15 protein-coding genes, 1 tRNA gene and 1 pseudogene are annotated in these 21,827 nt (G+C 48.3%); 6 read left to right on the top strand and 11 right to left on the bottom strand.

The window, feature by feature from the left end:
- Positions 1 to 11 precede the first annotated feature (11 nt).
- From WBM30_RS06585 to WBM30_RS06570, 4 genes are all read right to left on the bottom strand, one after another.
- Positions 12 to 2,837 (bottom strand): AAA family ATPase, encoded by a 2,826-nt coding sequence (locus WBM30_RS06585; protein WP_424899950.1) that lies wholly within the window; start codon positions 2,835 to 2,837, stop codon positions 12 to 14.
- Complete coding sequence (locus WBM30_RS06580) at positions 2,818 to 4,077, bottom strand: metallophosphoesterase family protein (protein WP_424899949.1); 1,260 nt, start codon at positions 4,075 to 4,077, stop codon at positions 2,818 to 2,820. The genes WBM30_RS06585 and WBM30_RS06580 overlap by 20 nt, the downstream gene beginning before the upstream one ends.
- 215 nt (positions 4,078 to 4,292) lie before the next feature.
- On the bottom strand, positions 4,293 to 4,643 hold the full coding sequence (locus WBM30_RS06575; protein ID WP_086985500.1) for a YlbF family regulator: 351 nt from the start codon (positions 4,641 to 4,643) through the stop codon (positions 4,293 to 4,295).
- A gap of 292 nt (positions 4,644 to 4,935) precedes the next feature.
- Positions 4,936 to 7,017, bottom strand: coding sequence for a PBP1A family penicillin-binding protein (locus tag WBM30_RS06570; protein WP_424899948.1), 2,082 nt, complete (start codon positions 7,015 to 7,017; stop codon positions 4,936 to 4,938).
- A 482-nt stretch (positions 7,018 to 7,499) separates the two neighbouring features.
- Here WBM30_RS06570 and WBM30_RS06565 point away from each other — a divergent pair, with 482 nt between their 5' ends.
- On the top strand, positions 7,500 to 8,870 hold the full coding sequence (locus WBM30_RS06565; RefSeq protein WP_424899947.1) for a hemolysin family protein: 1,371 nt from the start codon (positions 7,500 to 7,502) through the stop codon (positions 8,868 to 8,870).
- Positions 8,871 to 8,934: 64 nt separating this feature from the next.
- On the opposite strand, the gene WBM30_RS06560 is transcribed toward WBM30_RS06565, so the two are convergent.
- The 4 genes from WBM30_RS06560 to WBM30_RS06545 form a co-directional block, all read right to left on the bottom strand.
- Positions 8,935 to 10,467: a phosphomannomutase/phosphoglucomutase gene (locus WBM30_RS06560; protein ID WP_424899946.1), complete on the bottom strand. Its 1,533-nt coding sequence runs from the start codon at positions 10,465 to 10,467 to the stop codon at positions 8,935 to 8,937.
- A 119-nt stretch (positions 10,468 to 10,586) separates the two neighbouring features.
- On the bottom strand, positions 10,587 to 11,096 hold the full coding sequence (gene trmL, locus WBM30_RS06555; RefSeq protein ID WP_424899945.1) for a tRNA (uridine(34)/cytosine(34)/5-carboxymethylaminomethyluridine(34)-2'-O)-methyltransferase TrmL: 510 nt from the start codon (positions 11,094 to 11,096) through the stop codon (positions 10,587 to 10,589).
- 26 nt (positions 11,097 to 11,122) lie between these two features.
- Positions 11,123 to 12,280, bottom strand: a complete 1,158-nt coding sequence (queG, locus tag WBM30_RS06550; RefSeq protein WP_424899944.1) for a tRNA epoxyqueuosine(34) reductase QueG — start codon at positions 12,278 to 12,280, stop codon at positions 11,123 to 11,125.
- 255 nt (positions 12,281 to 12,535) lie between these two features.
- Positions 12,536 to 13,393: a methyltransferase domain-containing protein gene (locus WBM30_RS06545; protein WP_424899943.1), complete on the bottom strand. Its 858-nt coding sequence runs from the start codon at positions 13,391 to 13,393 to the stop codon at positions 12,536 to 12,538.
- Positions 13,394 to 13,612: 219 nt separating this feature from the next.
- On the opposite strand from WBM30_RS06545, the gene WBM30_RS06540 reads away from it, so the two are divergent.
- From WBM30_RS06540 to WBM30_RS06520, 5 genes are all read left to right on the top strand, one after another.
- A complete protein-coding gene (locus WBM30_RS06540; protein ID WP_424899942.1) occupies positions 13,613 to 14,023 on the top strand; it encodes an Hsp20/alpha crystallin family protein in 411 nt (136 codons plus the stop codon).
- 149 nt (positions 14,024 to 14,172) lie between these two features.
- The gene (locus tag WBM30_RS06535; protein WP_424899941.1) at positions 14,173 to 14,649 is read left to right on the top strand and encodes an RrF2 family transcriptional regulator; all 477 of its coding nucleotides are present in this window, start codon (positions 14,173 to 14,175) and stop codon (positions 14,647 to 14,649) included.
- Between the two features lie 19 nt (positions 14,650 to 14,668).
- A complete protein-coding gene (locus WBM30_RS06530; RefSeq protein ID WP_424899940.1) occupies positions 14,669 to 17,308 on the top strand; it encodes a YhgE/Pip family protein in 2,640 nt (879 codons plus the stop codon).
- 405 nt (positions 17,309 to 17,713) lie between these two features.
- Positions 17,714 to 18,067, top strand: coding sequence for a MerR family transcriptional regulator (locus WBM30_RS06525; protein ID WP_424899939.1), 354 nt, complete (start codon positions 17,714 to 17,716; stop codon positions 18,065 to 18,067).
- A 35-nt stretch (positions 18,068 to 18,102) separates the two neighbouring features.
- The gene (locus tag WBM30_RS06520; protein WP_424899938.1) at positions 18,103 to 19,869 is read left to right on the top strand and encodes a 1-deoxy-D-xylulose-5-phosphate synthase; all 1,767 of its coding nucleotides are present in this window, start codon (positions 18,103 to 18,105) and stop codon (positions 19,867 to 19,869) included.
- 128 nt (positions 19,870 to 19,997) lie between these two features.
- Here the strand turns inward: WBM30_RS06520 and WBM30_RS06515 are convergent.
- From WBM30_RS06515 to WBM30_RS06505, 3 genes and pseudogenes are all read right to left on the bottom strand, one after another.
- Positions 19,998 to 20,734, bottom strand: a pseudogene (locus tag WBM30_RS06515) (SDR family oxidoreductase).
- A 151-nt stretch (positions 20,735 to 20,885) separates the two neighbouring features.
- Positions 20,886 to 21,263 (bottom strand): MerR family transcriptional regulator, encoded by a 378-nt coding sequence (locus tag WBM30_RS06510; RefSeq protein ID WP_424899937.1) that lies wholly within the window; start codon positions 21,261 to 21,263, stop codon positions 20,886 to 20,888.
- A 440-nt stretch (positions 21,264 to 21,703) separates the two neighbouring features.
- Positions 21,704 to 21,787 (bottom strand) — tRNA-Leu (locus WBM30_RS06505).
- Between the last annotated feature and the right edge of the window lie 40 nt (positions 21,788 to 21,827).

Below are 21,827 nucleotides of genomic sequence, written 5' to 3'. Positions count from 1 at the left end.
CCCTTTCACTCCTATTTTAACATGTATACTTGTTTCTGTGAAAATCGTTGAACGCAAGTGTCATCAAACGTGAAAAAGAGTACCTGCACATCTTCACTCAGCTCTTCAAGCAATGTGAACATGATATTTTTCCTGTCATCATCGAAGTTCACAAAACCATCATCGATCAGGATCGGCATACTGACGATATCAGCAGTGTTCTTCACAAACGCAAGTCGTAATGCAATGTACAACTGTTCCACTGTTCCCTGCGACAATTCATTCGGTAAAAAGGTTGTTCCGTCCTTACGCTGCACCTTCATGCCGTTCTTTTGGAACGCGATACCGGTGTATGCCCCTTCCGTCAAACGACTGAAGAAGGCTATCGTATCATCAAGCATCAGCGGCAAGCGATCCTCTTTCCCGTACCTTAATGCCCCTTCGATCCATTCTCCGGCTGTAACCAAGCTGGCCCACTCGATAGCAAGTTCCCTCAGCTCGGTTTCGGCCAAAGCAAACTCCTGCAGCAAGGCACTGTAGGTCCCACCTTCTTCCAATTGTTCCAACTGATGCTTCAGTTCCACTTCCGTTCTCTGCAGTTTCGACAATTCAGCCTTCAACCGCTGCATTTCCAGTTCATTCTTTTCGTAAAGGGACGTGCTTTTCTTGGCATCGCCATAACGATCCAAGAGTTGCTCGCGACCGTTGACCTGCTCATCCAAAAATTCTTTGCGTTTGAGGTTCTGCTCCTGCTTCTCCTTCAGAGCCAACAACTGGTAAAATTCAGCTTCAGTCTTTGCGTTTGCCTGATCCAATAGCCGCTGCCTCTGTTGATGGGACTCGGCAAGGTCGTGTTGGATCTGCTTCAACTCTTGCTGCAATTCATTGATTTTATCCTGAACATTCGAAGCCATATTTTCTTCCAAAATGACGGCATTCTGTATCTCGGAGAAGCGTGCGATCATTTCAGTGACTGTCAGATGTTCAAAATGGAAACGGCTGCGGATGAACGCAGTCTGCTCATTCCATTTATTCACGGCGAAATTAAGATTGCTCATTTCGGCTTCCTGATGGATGATCAGGGCAGCCTTCTCCGCCAACACGGCACCGGGGTCCAATTGCAGGAGTTCCGTTGCCGTCATGCGCGCCGGATATCCTTTCTGCTGCAGGAAGGTCGTCCATTCGGTTTGGAGCATATTTCCGCGCTCTTCCAGTTCTTCCCGGCTGTTCAAAAGTTCCAAAAACTTATCCTGCAACTCTTCGAGCTCTCTTGTTACAGCCGAGATTCTTTCCCTGACAGCGGCCTGCTTCAGAAATTGCTCCATCGCATTTTCGGAGGAGCCTTCTTGGAAGGCAGCATCCTTGATTGTCGTCTGAGGCTTCCTTCCCATCAGGAAAACGCCACCGACAGCAAGCAAAGCGGTCAATACCCAAGCAATCATCCTGAATTCCGCCAGAACAAAGGACAAGACCACAAACACAACTGCAACCGCCAGTAAAATCATGCCGAGCGGATTTCTTTTCGTTGGGGAGGGTGCAGCAATTCTTTGATTCGGCTGTTGCACATCGCTTTGCAGTGCGGCATACGCTTCATCAGTAAGCTTCTCGTGTTGGAGGCGAATCTCTTCTTGCTGGAGGGTTTCCAGCTGTTCCTCATGGAATCCGATGTTGTGATCCAACCGCAGCAACTGTTCTTCGATCTGTCGGATGTCCTGCGCAAGCTGCTGCAACTGCCCTCGTTCTTCTTCTTTGAGCGGCTCCGGAGCGGGCAGGGCCAGATTCAACCCCAAGGCCATTTTTTGTTTGGCCAAATCAGCTTTATTGTTGCTGATCTCATTTTCCAGATAAGTGATCTTATTCAGATCCGCTTGCGTTTTGGCTACACTGTGCTGCAAAGCCGCAAACTCCGATTGATGCCCTTTGTACCATTCCACCTGGACGTATTCACCCAACTGTTTCTGCAGCTGCGCTAACCTTTCCTGGAGTTGCGTTTGCGCCTGGATCAAATCGGCCATTTTTTCCTGCTGATTCTGCCACTGATAACGGGCATCTTCCGGCACTTCACTGTAGTCGACTGCCGTAATTTCTTTGTTCAGCCGTTTCCACTCCTGATAACTGTCCGCCAACCGCAAGCTTTCTGCGATTGCGGTTTGTTCCTGCTCCAGTTCCTGTTGACGGGATAATAGCTCGGTCTGCTGTGTTTGGCTGTCCGACAACTGCAGCAGCGACGTTTCATAAGATGCATTTTTCGCTTTTGCTTGCTGAAGCTTCCTTTGAAGTTTTTCAGCAGCCTGTATCTTCTTGTTCAATGGCGGAACGCTGCCTGTCGGTTTGAAGCGTTTCGCGGCTTCGTCACGGTATTCTTTAGCTAATTGTAACAAACGCTCGCTCCCGCTGGTGCCGATGCTCAACAGATAATGATTGAGCTCATCTTTTTGGGTTTTTTTCAAGGAAAGCAGGCTGTCTATTTTGAATGTGTATAACGACTCGAAAGTTTCCCTGTCCATCCCCAACAGGAAACGCCCGATATTTTTTGTCGTCTGCTGAACACCATCCGGCAGCGTAACGAGGGCTTGCCCTTTGTTGCGGTCTTTCACCCGTTCAACGATGACATCCCCGAACCGCGTGTCCTCCAAAAACAAGCGGCCGCCATATGCTTGCGCCTGTTTCGGAACATACAGATTCTGATCTTTCTTGCGGGCACTGGGAAACCCGAAGAGGATGCTGTTGATGAAGGATGACAAAGTACTCTTGCCGGCTTCATTTTTGCCGTGGAAGACCTGCAGATCCTGCACATCTTCAAAGGTCTGGTTCACCCATTTTCCGTAGCCGTATATTTCAATCTTCCGTATCTTCACTGTCTTCCTCCTCAAACGCGACCGCCTGCACGAGTCTGGTCTTTGCTGCAGCCAGCACTTCCTCTTTGAAACTTCGGTCTTTTTTTAAATCAGGGAACGTAGTCCTCATGAGCGGATGTTGGAAAAAGTTATCCAGCTGTTGATAGAATACGTCATCTCCGCTGATTTCCGTCCAACTTTTCAAAAAACTTTCCTTCATGACCTGATCAAAAGAAAACAGTTCCTTTTCCGTATCAACCGCAATTTTCAACTGATAAAGATAGATGAACGGCCGGTCCAAGCGTTGTTTGACACCCTCCAGCATCTCTTCGTCCTCGATCTTTTTGATGACATCTGGATGAAGCTCTTGGATGTCCGTGAATAGCATCGACAACAAAACGCTCGATCCACTCTGGGAGCGATGATGATCCATTCGTTCCTCGATGCTCACAAATACATCATTCAGGGTTTTGCATCCAAGCAACGACACTGTTTCTTTTTCCCAAACGATCGGAGCCGTCGGGAGAAAAGACAGCTTCGGCGCCATCCCTTTTTGGAGCGTCACCAAATAAGCGCCTTTCGCTTCGGTCTCGTTCGGATTGCGTCCTTGCGTATTGCCGCAATAGACGACAGGCGGAGCCGTCTGCAGCTGCTGCCTTTTGTGGATATGCCCCAGAGCCCAATAATCATAGTTTTTCGCGTTCAATTCGCCCAAAGAAAACGGCGCATAGACGCCTTCGGAAGAGTTCAAGCCTTCTAAAAAACCATGCAGCATCCCGATTTGGTAATCCACGCTGTGATTCCGGTTCGGGTATTCGACGATCATCCGTTCCTCGACCCATCTGGAAGGGTAACTGAAGCCGGTGATGGCCACCCGCTCCCCTGCTTTAGTAGTCAGCATTTCGATCGTGACCTCTTTTTCGAAGACCGTGACGTTTTCGGGAAGCTGCAGTTTGAGTGCTTCCCTTCCGAGAAAATCGTGGTTCCCATGCGACAAATAAACCGGGATGCCGGAACGACCCAGTCGCCCTAGTTCATCCCTCAGAAAAGCTTGCGCCTTTACGCTCTGATTCTCCTCATCGTAGATATCCCCGCTGATCAGAAAAAAATCCACTTCTGCCGCGATGGCTTGCGTCACCAATTCCCGAAAGGAATCAAAAGTGGACTGGTAAATGGCATCAAAAAGTTGCGGTTCCAGCTGTTTTATCCCCTTAAAAGGGCTATCCAGATGGAGATCCGCTGTATGGATAAATGTAATCACAAGCTGTCCTTCTTTCCGCATTCTATGCTAAATCTGACAAATTAAATCGCCTTGGAATCGTTCATAAAAAATCAAAAAAACTGCGCCATTTCCGCCAAATATCGGATGAAGAACATTGGACGGCACATTGATAGGCAATGCGTTGAAACCTGTCCTTATCTATCATCCGGCCATTCTTTCGGAAATGGTCACAGCTTATCGTAAAAAATTAAGTATTAATCTTGTGCAGGCGCGTATAATTCTTGCAACGGTTTTGTGATGATGGCGTTGACTTCTTCCATCAACTGGCTCAACTGTTGTTCTTTAGCCATCAAAGATTGGATAACTTCGTTGCCGGATGCTCTTTCAGCGATGGCTTGAGCAGAAGCCACATCATCATCAGTGATCGCTCCGCCTGTCATTTGTTTTTGTTGCAGCCCGATTTGCACATTACGGAACTCTTCAAACAACTCAAAAGCCACTTTATCTTCTCTCATTGCAGCATAAGCTGAAGACAACTCAGTAAAAACAGAAGCCTCACGCAGATTTTTTTCCAACTCATAAGCCGTATCATAAATATTACTCATTATCCCATTCCTTCCATTCGCATATTACATAAACTATAACATTATCCGAACAATAAAGCCATCAAAAAACACGAAAATATGTTCTTATTAGAGCGTGATGAATCCCGGGTAGAAATCGAGCACTAAGAGGACTAACACAAAGCGGACGCTCTTTGTCCGTGTGTGTTAGTCAGCTTAGGCACAGATTTCTGGGATTCAGAACGCGTTTACGCAGAGCGTGATGAATCCCGGGTAGGAATCAAGCATAAAAAAAAGACAAGCTATCACAGCCTGTCTTCTCATCAATCAATTTTTATTGTCCGAAAGCATCATTAGCCCAATCGAACAATTTTTGCGAACCTTCACCGATGCTTTGACCGAAAGAATCCATCCCGTTGATCAATTCCTCCATGCTTTTTTTCAGACCGCCCATGATGCCTGTGTCATAAGTGTCCTCAGCCGCAGCGACCGCAAATTCGGTCTGCGGGCTGATTGACAGCAAGGCACCCATTTCGGCACTGTACAAATTCGCCATCGTCTTTCCGGCATTGTTCAGATTGTGGGCTTCATTGGTTTCGTCATACCCCAACCAAGTGGCTACGACAAGATCCGGTGTATATCCCACCATCCATTGTGACTTGATGTAACCTGTTTCCCGATCAAGCTCCGTCGTTCCGGTTTTGCCAGCGATCAACATGCCGTTCGATGGTTGTGCCGATGCACCGGTACCACCCTCAGCGTAGACGCCCATCAGCATGCTCGTCATTTCCTCCGCGACTGCGGCGGTCGTGACCCGGTTCGTTTCCGGATTGGTATTGTCCACGATCACCGCTCCGGTCGCATCCACAATTTTCGTGATGAAGCGCGCTTCCGTTCGCACTCCTTCGTTCACGAAAGTCGTATAGGCACTGGCCAACTGCACCGGTGTTACCCCGGTGCTCATCCCTCCGAGCGCAATCGCGCCCAGATTCTGATCCGCTTCGCCGATGGAGATACCGAAGTCCTCCAACTTGGCGATTCCTTTTTGGATGCCCAGTTTGTCCAAGAGCCATACTGCGGACGTGTTCTTGCTCTCGGCAAGCGCCTGGTACATCGGTAAAGTGTCATACAAGCTGTTGCGATCATAGTTCCACACAGAATAATCGTCATCGCCGTAAGTCAAGGAATCATCATCCAGCACTTCCGCATCCACTTCATAGCCAGCCTCAAGAGCCGGCGTATAGACGGATAATGGTTTGATCGTCGATCCCGGCGCCATAGGCATCTGCGTTGCACGGTTATAGCTCCGAAAACCCTTATAAACCGTTGAACCGACGACTGCAAGCACATCCCCGGTTGCCGGCTCCAAGGCCACAGAAGCACTCTGTAAAGGCATTTCTTCTTCAGCAGTCGCCAGATAGGCATTCGCATAGGCGGTATCCATCTGATTCTGATAATCCTGATCCAAGCCGGTGTAGATTTTGTAACCCCTGTTCAGCAGGTCCTCTTCATCCAAGCCGTAGGTATTGATGGCCTCGTCGATGACCGCATCGAAATAGTAGGGATAGTTGTAGCCGCTGTCGGCATAATAGTTATCGACCACAATGATATCTTCAGCGATTGCGGCATCAGCCGTAGCTTGATCGACAAAAGCATTGTCCGCCAACAGCTGCAGGACGGTGTTCCTTCGGTCAGTGCTCGCTTCATAATTATCGATCGGATTGTAATAGCTCGGCGACTTCAAAATCCCGGCCAGAACGGCCGCTTGCGACAAGCTGACTTCACTCGCTGATATCCCGAAGTATTTCTGCGAAGCATCTTCGACACCCCACACCCCGGAACCGAAGTAGGCGTTGTTCAGGTACATCTCAAGGATTTCGCCCTTCGTGTATTTACTTTCGATTTCTAATGCTAAAAACAGTTCTTTGGCTTTGCGGATCAGCGTCTGATCCAAAGTCAGGTAGGCATTTTTGGCCAACTGTTGGGTAAGCGTAGAACCCCCGCCGACGATATTCCCGCCATTCAGCACGAAGCCAACAGCAGCACGTCCGATTCCGATCGGATCAACTCCAGTATGCGTATAGAAACGCTTGTCTTCAGTCGACACGACCGCAGTCTGAATGTTCGTCGAAATCTGGTCAATCGTCACGAACGTCCCTTTTTGCGAATAGAGTTCTCCGGCTTCATTGCCGTAGCGATCGTAGATGACCGTTGTCTGTTCCAATCCAGCCTTCAGGTTTTCGACATTGGCTGTCTTTGCCAAGAAAACAAGATAGGTGCTGCTAATCAATGTCCCGATCAACAAGAACAATAAGATAAATTTGTTGATCCGATATTTGCGCCAAAGGTTTTTGCGTTTCTCGTTGAAACGGACCCACCCGGCTTTAAACATTTCCTTAAATGATTTATTTTGCATTTTTTCATCCTTCTTCATTTTCTACATCCCCCCCGGCTTACTCTTCGGAATGCCTTTGCGGTGCGTGTGGCAGTGGAGAAACAACTTGATTTTGTCACATAAACACACTTTTCGATAACAGGATTCCGTATCATAGTAACAGGAATCACTCAAATAAGAAACCGACTTAAGTCGCAGAAGTGCCCCCGTATTGCAATTTCTCTATTTTGATTTATAATTTTAGCATAAGTATCGTTTTGAAATAACCGAATTTTGCTTAAATAATTATTAAGGTAGGTGGCACCAGTGGGACAGAACGCATCAGATGGCAATCATCTGTAGACCAAAAGAATTTTCGAAAACGCGTATTTTCAGGGATTCTTTTGGTCGCTTTCATTTGTTTCAGCGTGAAACCAGAGATCTCGTGAAGAAATTTCCTATTCAGGATCATTATTTCACAGGAGGTGAAGTCTGCTGTCCTCAACGGAAGCAGGCAATCAATTATGTCAATTACAACCGGATTACTATTATTTTTCATCATCCTCTTCATCGCTTCTTTTTTCGTCATGTCCGAATATGTGCTCGTTAGGATACGTCCTTCCCGGCTGGATTTCCTTGTGGAAGAAGGGAATCCGAAAGCAAAATTATTAAAAAATATGACCGTGAAACTGGACAGCTATCTTTCAGCGACGCAACTGGGGGTTACGATAACATCCCTTGCTCTTGGTTGGTTAGGGGATCCTACCTTTAAACGCCTGTTCGATACGCTTTTCGGAAACCTGCCGATTCCTGATGCCATTGCGACCATCCTGTCCTTCGTTGTTTCCTTCACTGTTTTGACTTCCATACAAGTCATCATCGGTGAACTTGTCCCGAAAAACGTCGCCTTGAGCCGCACGGAAAAATTAGGCTTGCGCATCGCTAAACCATTGAGTATTTGGTACCGTGTGATGTATCCGCTCATTTTTGTGCTGAACAAAACCGCCAACGGCATTTCAAAAGCGATCGGGATGAAAACGATCGGCGAATCGGATGATAATGTGTCCGAAGAAGAACTTCGCCTGATCATGAGCCAAAGCTTGAAGAGCGGCGAAATCAACCGCGAAGAATACCAATTCGTGGAAAATGTCTTCAACTTCGATGAGCGGATGGCGCGCGAAATTATGGTTCCGCGTACGGAAATAGTAGCGGTGGACTTCAACATGTCGCTCAGCGATATCGCAAATGTCGTCCAGCTGGAAAAATATACCCGCTATCCCGTCATGCGCGAGGATAAAGATTCGATTGTAGGCGTCATCAACACGAAAGAAGTCTTCGCTGCATTTGTCGAAGCTGTCCAAAACAAGGACGAAAGCAAATTCACCGTCACTGATTTTGTTCGTCCGGTCATCACGGTCATCGAAACGATTCCGATCAAGGAACTTTTGGTCAAAATGCAGAAGGAACACAACCAAGTCGCCATTTTGATTGATGAATACGGCGGCACAAGCGGCCTTGTTTCGATGGAAGACATCGTGGAAGAAATCGTCGGCGACATCAGTGATGATTTCGAGACGAAAGATCAACCCGAATTCATTATGCTTGGCGAAAACCATTACCGCATCAGTGCCCGCATGTTGATCGATGATGTCAACGACCTGTTCGGTTTGGATATCGACAACGAAAACGTGGATACTATGGGCGGCTGGCTGCTGGACCAGAAATATGACGTCAAGGAAGGCGAAGAAATCGCATATCACGGCTACCGCTTCAAGGCGATCCAAAAAGAGAAAAACTCGATCCTCGTCATCGACATCTTCACGACAAGAAAGCCGAAAAATCATATCGAATCTGCCGATTCAGAAGAAAAAGAAGAACCCGAAGTAACCGAATAAGCAAAAAAAACTTTGTGACCAGGCTTTTGAACGCCTGCCGCAAAGTTTTTTTTGATGAGATTTCTTAATGGAGATTCCCTGTATCCAACTCGGGACGCCCTTTGAAGAAAGGTAGCACTGTCTTCGCGATCAACGGCAGTTTGCCGACTGCATCACTTTCGATTGTCCATACCAACAACGGCTCATGCAGGCTCAAACGCAAGATGAACCAGCCTTCCCCGTACTGTCCGCTCAGGTTTACACGCACACCCTCTAGATGATCCGCGACCAAGTCCATGTCCTCGGTCGCAGCGATAAAGGCTGCAAAATCTTTGATGATGGCATTGCCCACTTCAAAAATTGGTTCTTCGATAATCGTAAAGCGGTATTCCATCGTTTCCGCCGGCTGACCAAGCGTCGCGATCAGATCCCCCAAACGCTTTCCTTCAGCTGACAGCTGCGCATCGGCAATCAACAGTTTTGCGATCAAGTAGGCACCATCATCCAGGAAATAGTTTTCCTTCAGTGCCGCATGTCCGCTCGTTTCGATAGCCAAGACCGCATTAGTGCCTGCCTCATTCAATTCGATGCCGCGGTTGATGACATTCCGGTAACCGGTAAGATAACGGTCCTGGACCCCACCAAGTCCCGTGATGAACGTCTCCAAGTGGGCGGAAGTCGCCGAATTCGTGACGATGGTTGCGCCTGGCTCTTCAGTCAACAGCACCGCCGAAATCAATGCAATCAGATTGTTGCGGTTGAACGCTTTTCCGTCGCTGTCGACGATCGCAGAACGGTCCACATCCGTGTCGAAGATGATTCCAAGATCAGCCTTGTTTGCGATGGCCGCATCTTGAATGCTCTTCATTGCTGCCTTGTTGTCCGGATTCGGGACGTGGTTCGGGAAAGTGCCGTCCGGCTCCAAGAATTGGCTGCCGGACGTGTTGGCTCCCAAAGGCTGTAGCACCCGTTCCACAAAGAATCCGCCCGCTCCGTTGCCGGCATCCACGATGATGTGGCGTCCGGTCAAAGGTTTCTCAGGGTTTTCTGCTGAATCGATGCCTTTGCGGATCTTTTCCTGGAGATCGGCTGCATAAGTCGAAAGCAGATCCATCTCGGTCACAACTGCGGCTTGTTCTTTCTCCGCGAATGCTTCAGGCATTTCGTAGGCGTATTCCAGAATTTCTTCGATATCTTCGTGTTCCGCTCCACCCGTTTTGGTGAAGAATTTCAGCCCGTTGTATTCAAAAGGAAGATGGCTGGCCGTGATCATGATTGCTGCATCCGTCGCGTAATCTTCGTACTGCGTTGACATGAACATCGCCGGCGTAGTGCAGAGGCCGACATCAATGATTTCGATGGCATAAGGCGCCATGCCTGCCATAAGCGCCGCTTTGATGTCCCCTCCGGATAAACGGCTGTCCTGTCCGATCGCAATTTTGACTTTCTTTTCACCGTTTAGGTTGATGTTTTTCCCCTTTTGCAGCCAGTCCACGAAACCATATCCGATGCGCGTCACTTTGTCCGTCGTCAGTGTCGCTTCATGTTTTTCTGTCGCTATCGCAATCCCGCGAACATCTGATCCATTCTGTAAGGCCAATAATGCAGATTTTCCCATCATTCCATCCCCTTTTCGATTTTCCGTTACATCCATTATACCTATTCGACGGAAATAAAAAAAGAACGGCCGAAGCTTTTTTGCTTCGGCCGAACGGTTTAAAAGCGGAACGGGTTCGTTCAACCCTTCAACTTGTCATTCTCATAGGTGTGGGTCAGTTCCAGATTGGGGAAGCCTTGCTGACGGAGCGCCTCGTAGACGATCATGCAGGCAGTGTTCGAAAGATTCAGGGAACGCACATGCTCATCATTCATCGGAATGCGCAGGCATTTTTCAGCGTTTTCCTGCATGAAAGACTCTGGCAGCCCAGTCGTCTCCTTGCCGAAGATGAAGAAGACATCCTCATCCTTCGTAAAATCAGCTTCGCTGTAGATGCGGTCGGCGAACTTTGTGATCAGATACAGCTGACGATCGCCCAAATAGTCGAGGAAAGCGGCCAGATCCGTATGATGGATGATATTTACGTCATGCCAATAATCGAGCCCAGCACGTTTCAGTTGCTTATCATCGGTCGAAAAGCCCAACGGTTCGATCAGATGAAGAGTTGTATTGGTTGCAGCGCACGTGCGCGCGATATTGCCAGTATTCGCAGGGATCTGCGGTTCAAATAGTACGATATGGTTGGTCATAAGTGAGACTCCTTCATTCTGTTATGTTAATCTGCTTCCTTAATTTCAAGTATTTTCAGATAAGCTTTCTCCATTTCGGCTTTGGTTTCTTCGTCCTTTTCGATTATAAGCCGTTCGGAGAAAAATGCCAACAATTCCGGATTGGCTTCGCGCACAATTTCCGCGACGGCCCAAGCAGCCGTCCCGCGCAATACCGGCCGGGGATCCTGCTCAATCATCCGCAGCAGCTCCGGAATAGCCGTCCGGTCGCGATAATTCGCCAAAGCAATGACCGCGTTGCGTTGCAGAGGTTTCTTGCCGCGCCACGAACCAGCCAGATGTCCGAATTGCTCCTTGAATTCGCGGTTCGAGATCGTCAGCATCGGTTGCAGCACTGGGGTGACGCTTTCCGGTTGTGGCTCCATCTCGGGATGTAAATGATGATCCATCCCTCGGTTATAAGGACAGACTTGCTGGCAAATATCACATCCGTAAATGACGTGTCCGATCTTTTTTCGGTACTCTTCCGGCATATACCCTTTTGTTTGTGTCTGATAGGAAAGGCAAATATTCGGGTTCAATTGGCCGTTGCCTAGGATTGCTCCGGTCGGACAGAAATCCTTACAACGCATGCACTCCCCACAGCCGAAAACACCCGGCTCATCCGCGGGAAAAGGTATATCCGTGATGATTTCCCCCAAGTAGACATAGGACCCGAACTCGCGCGTGATCAACAGCCCGTTGCGCCCGATGAAACCCAAGCCTGCCCGTTGCGCCACCACGGTATCGATCAGCTCTCCGGTATCCACCATCGGCTTGAAACGGGCATCCGGAATTTTTTCCTGGATGAAAGCAATCAAGCGGTCCATCCTGTCTCGGAGGATGACATGGTAATCGGTCCCCCAGGAAGCGCGCGAAAAATTACCGCGACGTTCGCCGCGCATCCGTTCCGCTTTTTCAGTCATTTTGCTCGGGTAAGCCAGTGCGAGAGAAAGGATAGATTGCGGCTTATCGAATATCCGATCCGGATAAATCCGTTCATCCAGAACCGGGTGCTCAAACCCGACCGTATGGCCTTTCGCGTGCTGCTCTTTCAAACTTTCCAACATATATTCAAAAGGTTCGGCAGTCGTGAAACCCAATTTATCGATACCTAGCTTTTTGCTTTCTTTTATTATTTCAGCCTTCAATGCGGCAAAATCCATTTTTCTTGCTCCTGACAATCAGTATTTTGTTGTACCGTTCGGTGGCTTCGTCGAGCTCCGAAAAAGATTGCGAAAATACGCACAAAAAAACGTATCGTTTCGGTGTCAGGCACGGCGAATGCGATACGTTGGTCAAGGTCATTTTGTGGAACAAAACGATAATAATGGCTACAAAATGATATACGTATTATAGCATATCACACCACTGTGTCAATATTTTTCGGAAACTTGGGATGTGTTCCGGTTACGCAAAAATCAGACCGTTTTGCTGGCAACCAAAAGCGTGACTGCCACAGTGACGGACTTCAAAGGATTTGCCACCGCATTTGCTAGTGATTCTTCGGAAGCACCCCAGGATAATGGCGTCATCTCCATCAGCCAGCCATAGCTTTTTTCATCAAGAGCCACGGTATAGATGACTTCTTCTCTGACCGCATCCGGATAGATATCGTAGAATCGGTCCACTACTTGTTGATTGTCGTACTCTCTCTTTGTGGTATCCAAGGCATACAACTGCTCCCGCAACTCGATCAAATAACGTGTATTCGGCACAACTTTGACGACCTTTCCGCTCGGCTTCAGAACACGGTCGAATTCCTGATATTGCGATGGCGAAAAGATGTTCAAGATGACATCAAAAGCACTCTCCGCAAAAGGTGAATGCGCCAGATCGGCTACGCACCAGAAAGCATCCTCAAAAAAGTTCCCGGCCGCCAACTGGATCGCATCCTTCGATATATCAAAGCCTATTTTTGTTCCCTTTAAACCCTTTTCGGTCAAATAATGCAGATGGGAACCTTCTCCACAGCCGACATCCAGAACCGTCGCCTCCTCAGGATTATCGATATGCGCATAAACGGCATCCAATAACGGATAGAAAAAGCCCGTATCCGCCAAATTTTTCCGGCTAGACAGCATCTCTTTGCCGTATTCGTTCTGGCCGCCTTTCATCAAAAGATGCAGCGTGCCTTTTTTTGAGACATCGAAACGGTGGCCATTCGCACAGACGACACTATGCCCATCCACCGTTTCAAAGCTTCCTTTGCAGATAGGGCACTGGAAGAGATTCCGATGCTGTTTCAGATAGAGACTGCCCGCCTCAATTTTTTTCATAATTAACGTTCCTTTCTCTGCCCCTTCCGGCTACCCGGTGCGAGGCATTGCCTGACTAAAAACTCCTCCAACAGTTTACCATACAACCCGTTTGGAATCAGCTTTTTCTTTCGTTATCGCACCTTTTGGAACCGGCTTCATTTTGATGGAATTCTGGTGGCAGTAGGTATATACTGAGGGTGAACAAAAGCTTCAAAAAAAAGAAAGGAGATTTTTCAAATGTCAAATGAATTACGCAAAAGCAACAGTTTCTTCGACCTGCTGTCGGACACCGGATCGATGTTCCAAAATCGTTTTTTTCAGGAAATAAAATTAGACGTACATGAAACCGAGGACAACTATCAAGTTACAGCCGATCTGCCCGGCTACAGCAAAGAGGATATCACTGTGGATTATGACAACGACATTCTCTCCATTTCAGCCGTCCGCAAATCGGAAAAAATCGAAAAAGACGATAAAGGACAAATCATCCGCCAAGAACGTTCTTCGGGTTCCGTCCACAGGGAAATTTATTTGAAAGGCATCAACGAAGAAGATGTTACAGCTACTCTGACGGATGGCGTCTTGAACTTAGTGCTTCCGAAAAAAGAACCTAGTGTACTTTCCAAACGAAAAATTGAAATTTTCTGATCTATAAAGAAAAGACCGAGCAAACCGCCTTTTTGGTTTGCTCGTTTTTTTTTTTGCACTCAAAACGAATACTTTCACTTGAACAATCAGACATTAAGAGATAAAATACATCCATGGATAAAATACATCTATGAAAGAAGGCGAAAAAGATGAAAATGAAAAGCGGCGTGGAACAGGCCATCTGCATTCTGATCATGCTGGCGACCCAAATCGAGCAACGTCCCATCAAAAGCACCATCCTGAGCAAGCGTCTGTCTGTTTCCGATTCCTACCTGAAGAAAGTGATGCGCTCCCTTGTCGTTTCTGGCTTGGTCGATTCCGAGGCAGGCAAGGATGGCGGATTCAGACTGAACCGAACTCCGGAAGAAATCACGATGCTGCATATCTATGAAGCGATAGAAGGAACGCACAGTTTTGTCCGGCCGACCAACCTGGCCGAAAAGGTGTTCCTGCGTGCTGAAAAAATCAAGGACAAAAAAAAGGAAGTCCTCGCGGTATTCTTCGATGCAGAGCAGCAATTCAAAACCCGCTTGCAGAAATATACACTCGATTCGCTCTTGGTCGAAGGCTCGGACAGGGTCGAAAACGTAGATTGGGAATCCATCGTCCTGTCTACAGAAATTTAAATGAAGGAAGTGCACTATTTTGTTGAAGCAAGAATGGAAGTCAATTTTCAAAACGAAAAAAATGATGATCATCCTGTTCGGGATCAGCTTGATTCCTTCCCTTTACACAGTCCTTTTCCTCAGTTCCATGTGGGACCCCTACGGTAAACTGGCCGAACTGCCGGTCGCCGTCGTGAACCAGGACAAGGCCGTCAACTATAATGAAGAAAATTTGGCGGTCGGCGATTCGCTGGTCACCGGTTTGAAGGAATCCGATGCTTTGGACTTCGATTTCGTCTCGCAGGCAGCAGCGGAAGCCGGATTGGCGGATGGCAGCTACTATATGGCGCTCACCATCCCGGAGGACTTCTCGGGAAATGCGACCACCTTGTTGGATGAAAAACCCCAGCAGATGGAATTGACTTACCGGACCAGCGCAGGCAGAAGCTACATCGCCTCCAAGCTGACCGCTTCCGCCGCAAAAGAAATCAAGGACACTATCTCTGATGAAGTGACCGCCATCTACGCGGAAACCGTCTTTGACCAACTGCAGACTGTCGCGGATGGGATGACGGAAGCGGCTGCCGGAAGCGCGCAACTCAGCGACGGAACCGTCCAGATTAAGGAAGGCAACGAAAGCTTAACCACAAATCTCGAAACGCTTGCGGACAGCACCCTCAGCTTCCGTGACGGTGCCGAAACACTGGCGATTGGACTGCAAACGTATCTGAACGGAGTCGGCCAACTGGATGCTGGAGCCATTGCATTGAACGATGGTGCAGCCAAACTGGCAGCTTCCATGCCGACATTGCAAACAGGCGTCGGTAAACTGAATGACGGCGCGGTTGCAACAGCTGAAGGCAGTGCATCATTGAGCAACGGGCTTTCCAGTTTGGCGACGAACAGCCTCACGGTTTCGACAGGTATGGACACCTTGAACAGTGGCATGAGCCAACTGTCGGAAGGCAGTGCTTCGTTGACCGCAGGCTTAGCGGCACTTAACACGAGTCTCACCAGTGCGGAACAACAAGCAAAACTGACTGCATTGCAGAGCGGACTCAACCAAATGAAAAACGGCATCGAAACGCTCGACAGTCAACTGCAGCAATCCAGTCTTTCATCAGATTTGGCGATCACCCTATCCCAATTCGACGGCTTATCCACCACGATTGCGTCATTTCAAACCGAACTCAATACTATCAATGCTGCTGCGGATCCCACCAGCAATACCGTAGCCATCATGGACGCAATCGCACAAAGCGGTACCGAATTGACCTCTGAACAGGAAGCAGCCGTCAGCCAAGCTGTCTCTGCACAGCTAGCGACCGTCGCAAATGAACAAGCTGGTTCGATCCAAACAATGGCAACTGGCCTCAGCGCTCTGTCCGGATTGAGTGGCATCGATGCCACTGCCATCGGGCAACAAGTAGCCGCACTCCAGTCCAGCGTCAGCAGTCTTTCGGCCGGCTATGCAAATGTCTACGCTGGAGCGACGACGCTTGTATCGGGCTTTGGCCAAATCGGGCAATCTAGCCAAATGCTCTTATCCGGTGCCCAATCATTGCAGACCGCCATCGGAAGCGCACAAAACGGCTCCCAAAAACTGGCTGACGGAATGTCCAAACTTGCAGCTGGTTCCGAACAATTGGCTGTAGGCGGACAGAACCTTACGGAAGGCAACACACAAGTAAGCACCGGTCTGCGGGCCCTAAATGAACAGACCGGAATCCTTGCTTCAGGCGCAACGGAACTCCAGAATGGAACACAGTCACTGGCCGACGGAACCATGCAGCTAGTCGAAAACGGCAGCCTGCTGACAGACGGAACCAGCCAACTTGCAACAGGCGCTGTTAAAATAAGCGACGGCTCCCGTAAATTGGCGGATGGTTCAGAGCAACTGAATGCCGGGTTGACGACATTGCTTAGCGGCACAGATGAACTGGGTTCTAAATTGCTCGACGGGAGCACCGCTCTGAACGAAGTCGATACAAACGAGGACACCTACGCGATGATGGCTGAACCGGTAATCGCGAACCAGATCGAAACGGCACCAGTCGTCAACAACGGCACCGGGATGGCACCCTACATGATGTCCGTCGCCCTCTTCGTAGGGGCAATCAGCTTGAACCTGATGTACGACAGCTTTACCCCGCGGAAATACCCGAAAAACGGCATCAGCTGGTGGGCCAGCAAAATCTCTGTGCTAGCGGCAGTCGGCGTTTGCCAAGCACTCATCATGGTCGGCCTCCTCTTGAGCGTTAATGGATTGGCCCCGTCCTCGATCGGAAAACTGCTTTTGATCACCATTTTGACTGCGCTCGTATCGGTGTCGATTGTCATGCTCTTCAACTTGCTATTTGATAAAGTCGGCTCTTTCTTGATGCTGATTTTCCTCATCCTGCAGTTATCGGGGTCTGGCGGCACTTACCCGATACAGTTGTCCAACAGCTTCTTCGAGGCGATCCATCCCTACCTGCCGATGACGTATTCAATCGATGCCTACCGCCAACTGTTCGGTATCGGTGGAAGCATCTCCGCGGATCTTTTCATCCTGTTGGCGATCTTGATTGCCTTCAATTTGTTAATCATCCTCTTCTACACAGTCAAACGGAAAACATTGCAACAGGATGACTTTGAGCAAGAAAACCAAGAGACTGTTCTTGAAACACAGCCCGCTTGATAAGCGAGTCCCCATAAATTTCAAAACACGCACACCGGTATAGGATGTGCGTGTTTTCTTTTTGTTTTCTGTGTGCGTGCAGCACTAGTGATGCTACGATTGCACCTGCTCCGGTTAATAGAGTCTCCACCGGCGTTCAGCCAATATTTTGATCGCCAGCTACGACGAGGAGATCTTCGTCGGATTTGCGATTGGTAGTTTAAGCTGTACTCCGGTGAGTAATCCCCTTCCCTGACCGGAGTTGAGGATCATGTGTATCATGCACCTCCAGGCTATCCACTTTCCTGTTGACTTAAAGTCAACAGGAAAGTTGGGTTCATTCGAAATTTTCGCTTGACTTAACCTTCACTTTAAGTTGTATGCTTTAGCTATTAAACAAGTTATCGCATTCAGGAGGTTAAAAGCATGAATATTTCAGAAGCAGCAGAAAAATCAGGGCTGACAGCGGTAACCCTGCGTTATTACGAACGGATCGGCTTGATCCCGCCCGTAACAAGGGGCAACGGCGGCGTCCGGTTGTATGAAGAATCCGATCTTGGATGGATCGATTTCATCAAGTGCATGCGCAATGCCGGCTTGTCGATCGAATCCTTGATCGAATACACAGCTTTGTTCGATGAAGGAAAGGATACCGTCGTTGCCAGGAAGGACATCCTGATTGAAGAACAGAAGAAACTGCAGGAACGTTACGAGGAACTAGGCAAAACACTGGACAAACTGAACAAGAAAATCGAACATTACGAACAGGACCATTCTTGATAACAGCAGGTACAAACAAAAGGAGCGATTCGGATTTGCATACACTACAAACAACAATTATTGATAAAGTGAACAGCCCTTTAGACGTGAAGAAACTGAACCTCGTTGAAATGGAGCAATTAGCTGGAGAGATCCGCTCGTTGGTATTGAACAAAGTCAGCCAGGTCAGCGGCCACGTCGGACCGAACCTGGGCGTTGCCGAATTGACGATTGCCTTCCACCATGTTTTCGATTCGCCAAAGGACAAAATCGTCTGGGATGTTTCCCATCAATCCTATCCACACAAAATTCTGACCGGTCGCAAGCATGGCTTCCTCGACAAGGAAAACTTCCATTCCGTCACAGGCTACACTTCTCAACTCGAAAGCGTACATGACTTCTTCACGGTGGGGCATACTTCCACATCGATCAGTCTCGCTGTCGGTATGGCTAAAGCTAGGGATCTGAAGAAAGAAACAGGAAATGTCGTTGCTTTGATCGGCGACGGTTCCCTGAGCGGCGGGCTGGCCTTTGAAGGTCTGAATAACGCTGCTGAACTGAATTCCAACCTGATTATCATCGTCAACGACAATGAAATGTCGATCGATGAGAATTTCGGCGGCCTCTACCGTTCCTTGGCTGAGCTGCGTGCGACAAATGGGGAAGCTTCAAACAATCCTTTCAAAGCTCTGGGTTTTGATTATCACTACATTGAGGAAGGAAATGATTTGGCGAGAATGATCGAAACATTCCGCGAGGTCAAGGACATTGATCATCCGATCGTGCTCCATGTCCACACGGAAAAAGGCCATGGCTACGAAAAAGCCACCCAGGATAAAATGAACTATCATTGGCGCTCCCCATTCGACTTGGGAACAGGTGAAAGCCTGAGAACAGCTGGTGGTGAATCCTACAATTCCATCATCATGGATCATCTGATCAAAAAGGTGAAAGAGGACGAAATGAAACTTGCTACCATCAATGCAGCCATCCCTGGCATGTTCGGCCTGAACGCATTCAAGGCCGCGCATCCGGAACACTATTTCGATGTCGGCATCGCCGAAGGTCACTCGATTACGTTTGCAGCCGGACTGGCTTCGCAAGGCGTCAAACCGGTCGTCTTCCACTCGAGCACCTTTCTGCAAAGAGCCTACGACCAATTGTCGCATGATTTGGCAATCAACGAATTACCGGCCGTCCTGATCATCGGCGGCGGGAATATATCTGGCGGAGCAGTGACGCATCTGGGGCTTTTCGATATTCCGTTGATCAAGAGCATTCCTAATTTCAACTATCTTGCGCCGACAAGCAAGGAAGAACTGCTGGCGATGCTGGATTGGGCTCTGCAACAGGAGAAAGGACCGATAGCCATCCGATTGCCGAACGGGCCGGTTGTCTCCAGAGAAAATAAAATGGCCGACTTCCAATCGCCAACCTATGAGATTCTCCGCAAAGGCAAAAGAGTGGGAGTCCTGGCGCTTGGTTCTTTCCTTTCCCTCGGCGAACAAGTCGTAGATCAGATGAAAGCTGAAGCCGGTGAGGACATCACCCTGATCAACCCGCGCTCCATCACCGAGGTCGATGCAGATACACTGAAGGAACTGGAAACAACCCATGACCTGATTGTGACGCTTGAAGATGGTTCATTGGCAGGTGGCTTTGGCGAGCAGATTGCTGCCTTTTATGGCGCCTCATCTTGTAAAGTTTTGAACTTTGGCGCGAAGAAAGCTTTCACGGACAATGTTCCGCTGGAAGTACTTTATGAAGAATTCCATCTGACAGCAGAGTGGATCGTAAAGGATATGCTGGCAGCTTTGGCTTAAAACATTTCACGGCACTTGCCCGGTCCCGATAATTTCATCACATCATAAAAAAATCCCTTCCGACGTTGAGCAGTTGATGTCGGAAGGGATTTTTGGGTTGACTTATTCACTGTCTTGCTGGTTCCTTGCTATACCTCTTGCGTTGTCGGACGGACAATCATATCGCTGATGGACATCCGATCTGGCGTGTCGATCGCAAATACTACTGCCGTAGCGATATCTTCCGACGTCAAGCCCCATTCTATTTGTGCTTTGCGCACTTCCTCGGCCGTCTTGCTGTCGCTGATTGTTTTGTACAATTCTGTTTGTACAGCCCCCGGAGAAATGATGGTCGATTTAATATTGTTCATGCGTTGTTCTTGACGCAATCCTTCCATGATGGCGCGCACAGCAAATTTTGTGCCGCAGTATACCGCTGAATCAGGGTAGACGACATGTCCTGCTACTGAATCGGTCGAAATGATGTGACCGGATTTTTGCTCTGCCATCAAGGGCAGTACTGCAGAAATGCCATTCAACACACCCATGATATTGATATCCAACATTTCTTTCCACTCGTCCCGGCGACCATCAACCAGTGGCGCGGTAGGCATAACTCCCGCATTGTTGAACAGCACATCGACATGGCCATAGGTTTCGACAGCCAAATCAACCACTTTTTTACATCCTCATAGTTGGATACGTCCGTAGCTCTGTAAACAAGTTCTGCATCCGGCAATGAATTTTTGATTTCAGCCAGGCGGTCTTCGCGACGGGCCGCGATCACAAGTTTTGCCCCTTTTTCGGCCAATAGCCGCGTGGTCGCTTCCCCAATTCCGCTAGAAGCACCCATGATAATGACCACTTTTTCTTTCAATGATTTCATTTTATTTTCCTCCTCTGACCCTTTGATGGTTTCACTTTAACACTTCATCTTAAGGTTAAGTCAAGCCGGAGGGTAATTTTTTTGTGAATCATAACAGGCTTCATACTGTTTTATTGGTATTGTTTTCCAACTATGAAAACTGTACATATCTTTAATGCAGGAGACTATCCTCGGAATCCCGCAGGTCGCCTTCGAAGCTTTTGATTTTCCCATTCAGCCTCTCGATCGTTTCACTGATTTCCTTCTGTTTGGCAATCAGTTGATCTCTTTCCCTGATCAAAATATTTTTGCGCGCTTCATCGGACTGCTCCCCATTTCTGAACAAGGTCGTATATTCAATCAGTGACTCGACCGACATCCCGGCACTGCGCATGCATTTAATGAAATCGATCCAACCAAGATCATCTTTTTGGTAATCCCGAACCCCACCATTTTTTCGGGTCACGGGAGGAATCAGCCCCTCACGTTCATAGTAACGCAGGGTTGCAGCTGTTAGCCCCATAATTTTTGCAGCCTCAGAGATATTCATAAAGTCATCACCCTTTCTCGCATACAGTATACATCAAACGGACAAGGTTGACGCCAAAAGAAGTCTGAAAGATTTCCCACCCATAGTGGTTTCTTTCCGACTTCTTTTTTCGATCATGTATTAGGAAGCATTAAATCTATGCCCCTGCATCAACTACTGAGGAACAGCTAGTGGCTCCTGTATTTCCAGATTGTCGCTGGACAAGTCCTGACCGTTCGTTTCGATGACGGGAAATACTGACCTTCCAAAACGATATGATTCCAAATTTGAGTCATTGCAACCAAATCATTGTTGCTATATTTCCTGATAACGATACCCATCACCCTACCCACTTTCGCATATAAATTCACTGGTTATATTGTAACCCAAAATACGGATTCGCTACGCAAAAAAATAAGCCTACAACGATGAGATCATCGTCGCAAGCTTATTTTGTCTGATACCGGCGGCCGGGGTCGAACCGGCACGCCCTTGCGGGCACTGGATTTTGAGTCCAGCGCGTCTGCCAATTCCGCCACGCCGGCATGATATGAAGAATGCAATTTTCCATCTTACTTGTACTTA

Source organism: Trichococcus sp., from assembly GCF_049684335.1.
Lineage (GTDB): Bacteria > Bacillota > Bacilli > Lactobacillales > Aerococcaceae > Trichococcus.
This window is presented reverse-complemented; position numbering and strand designations above follow the sequence as displayed.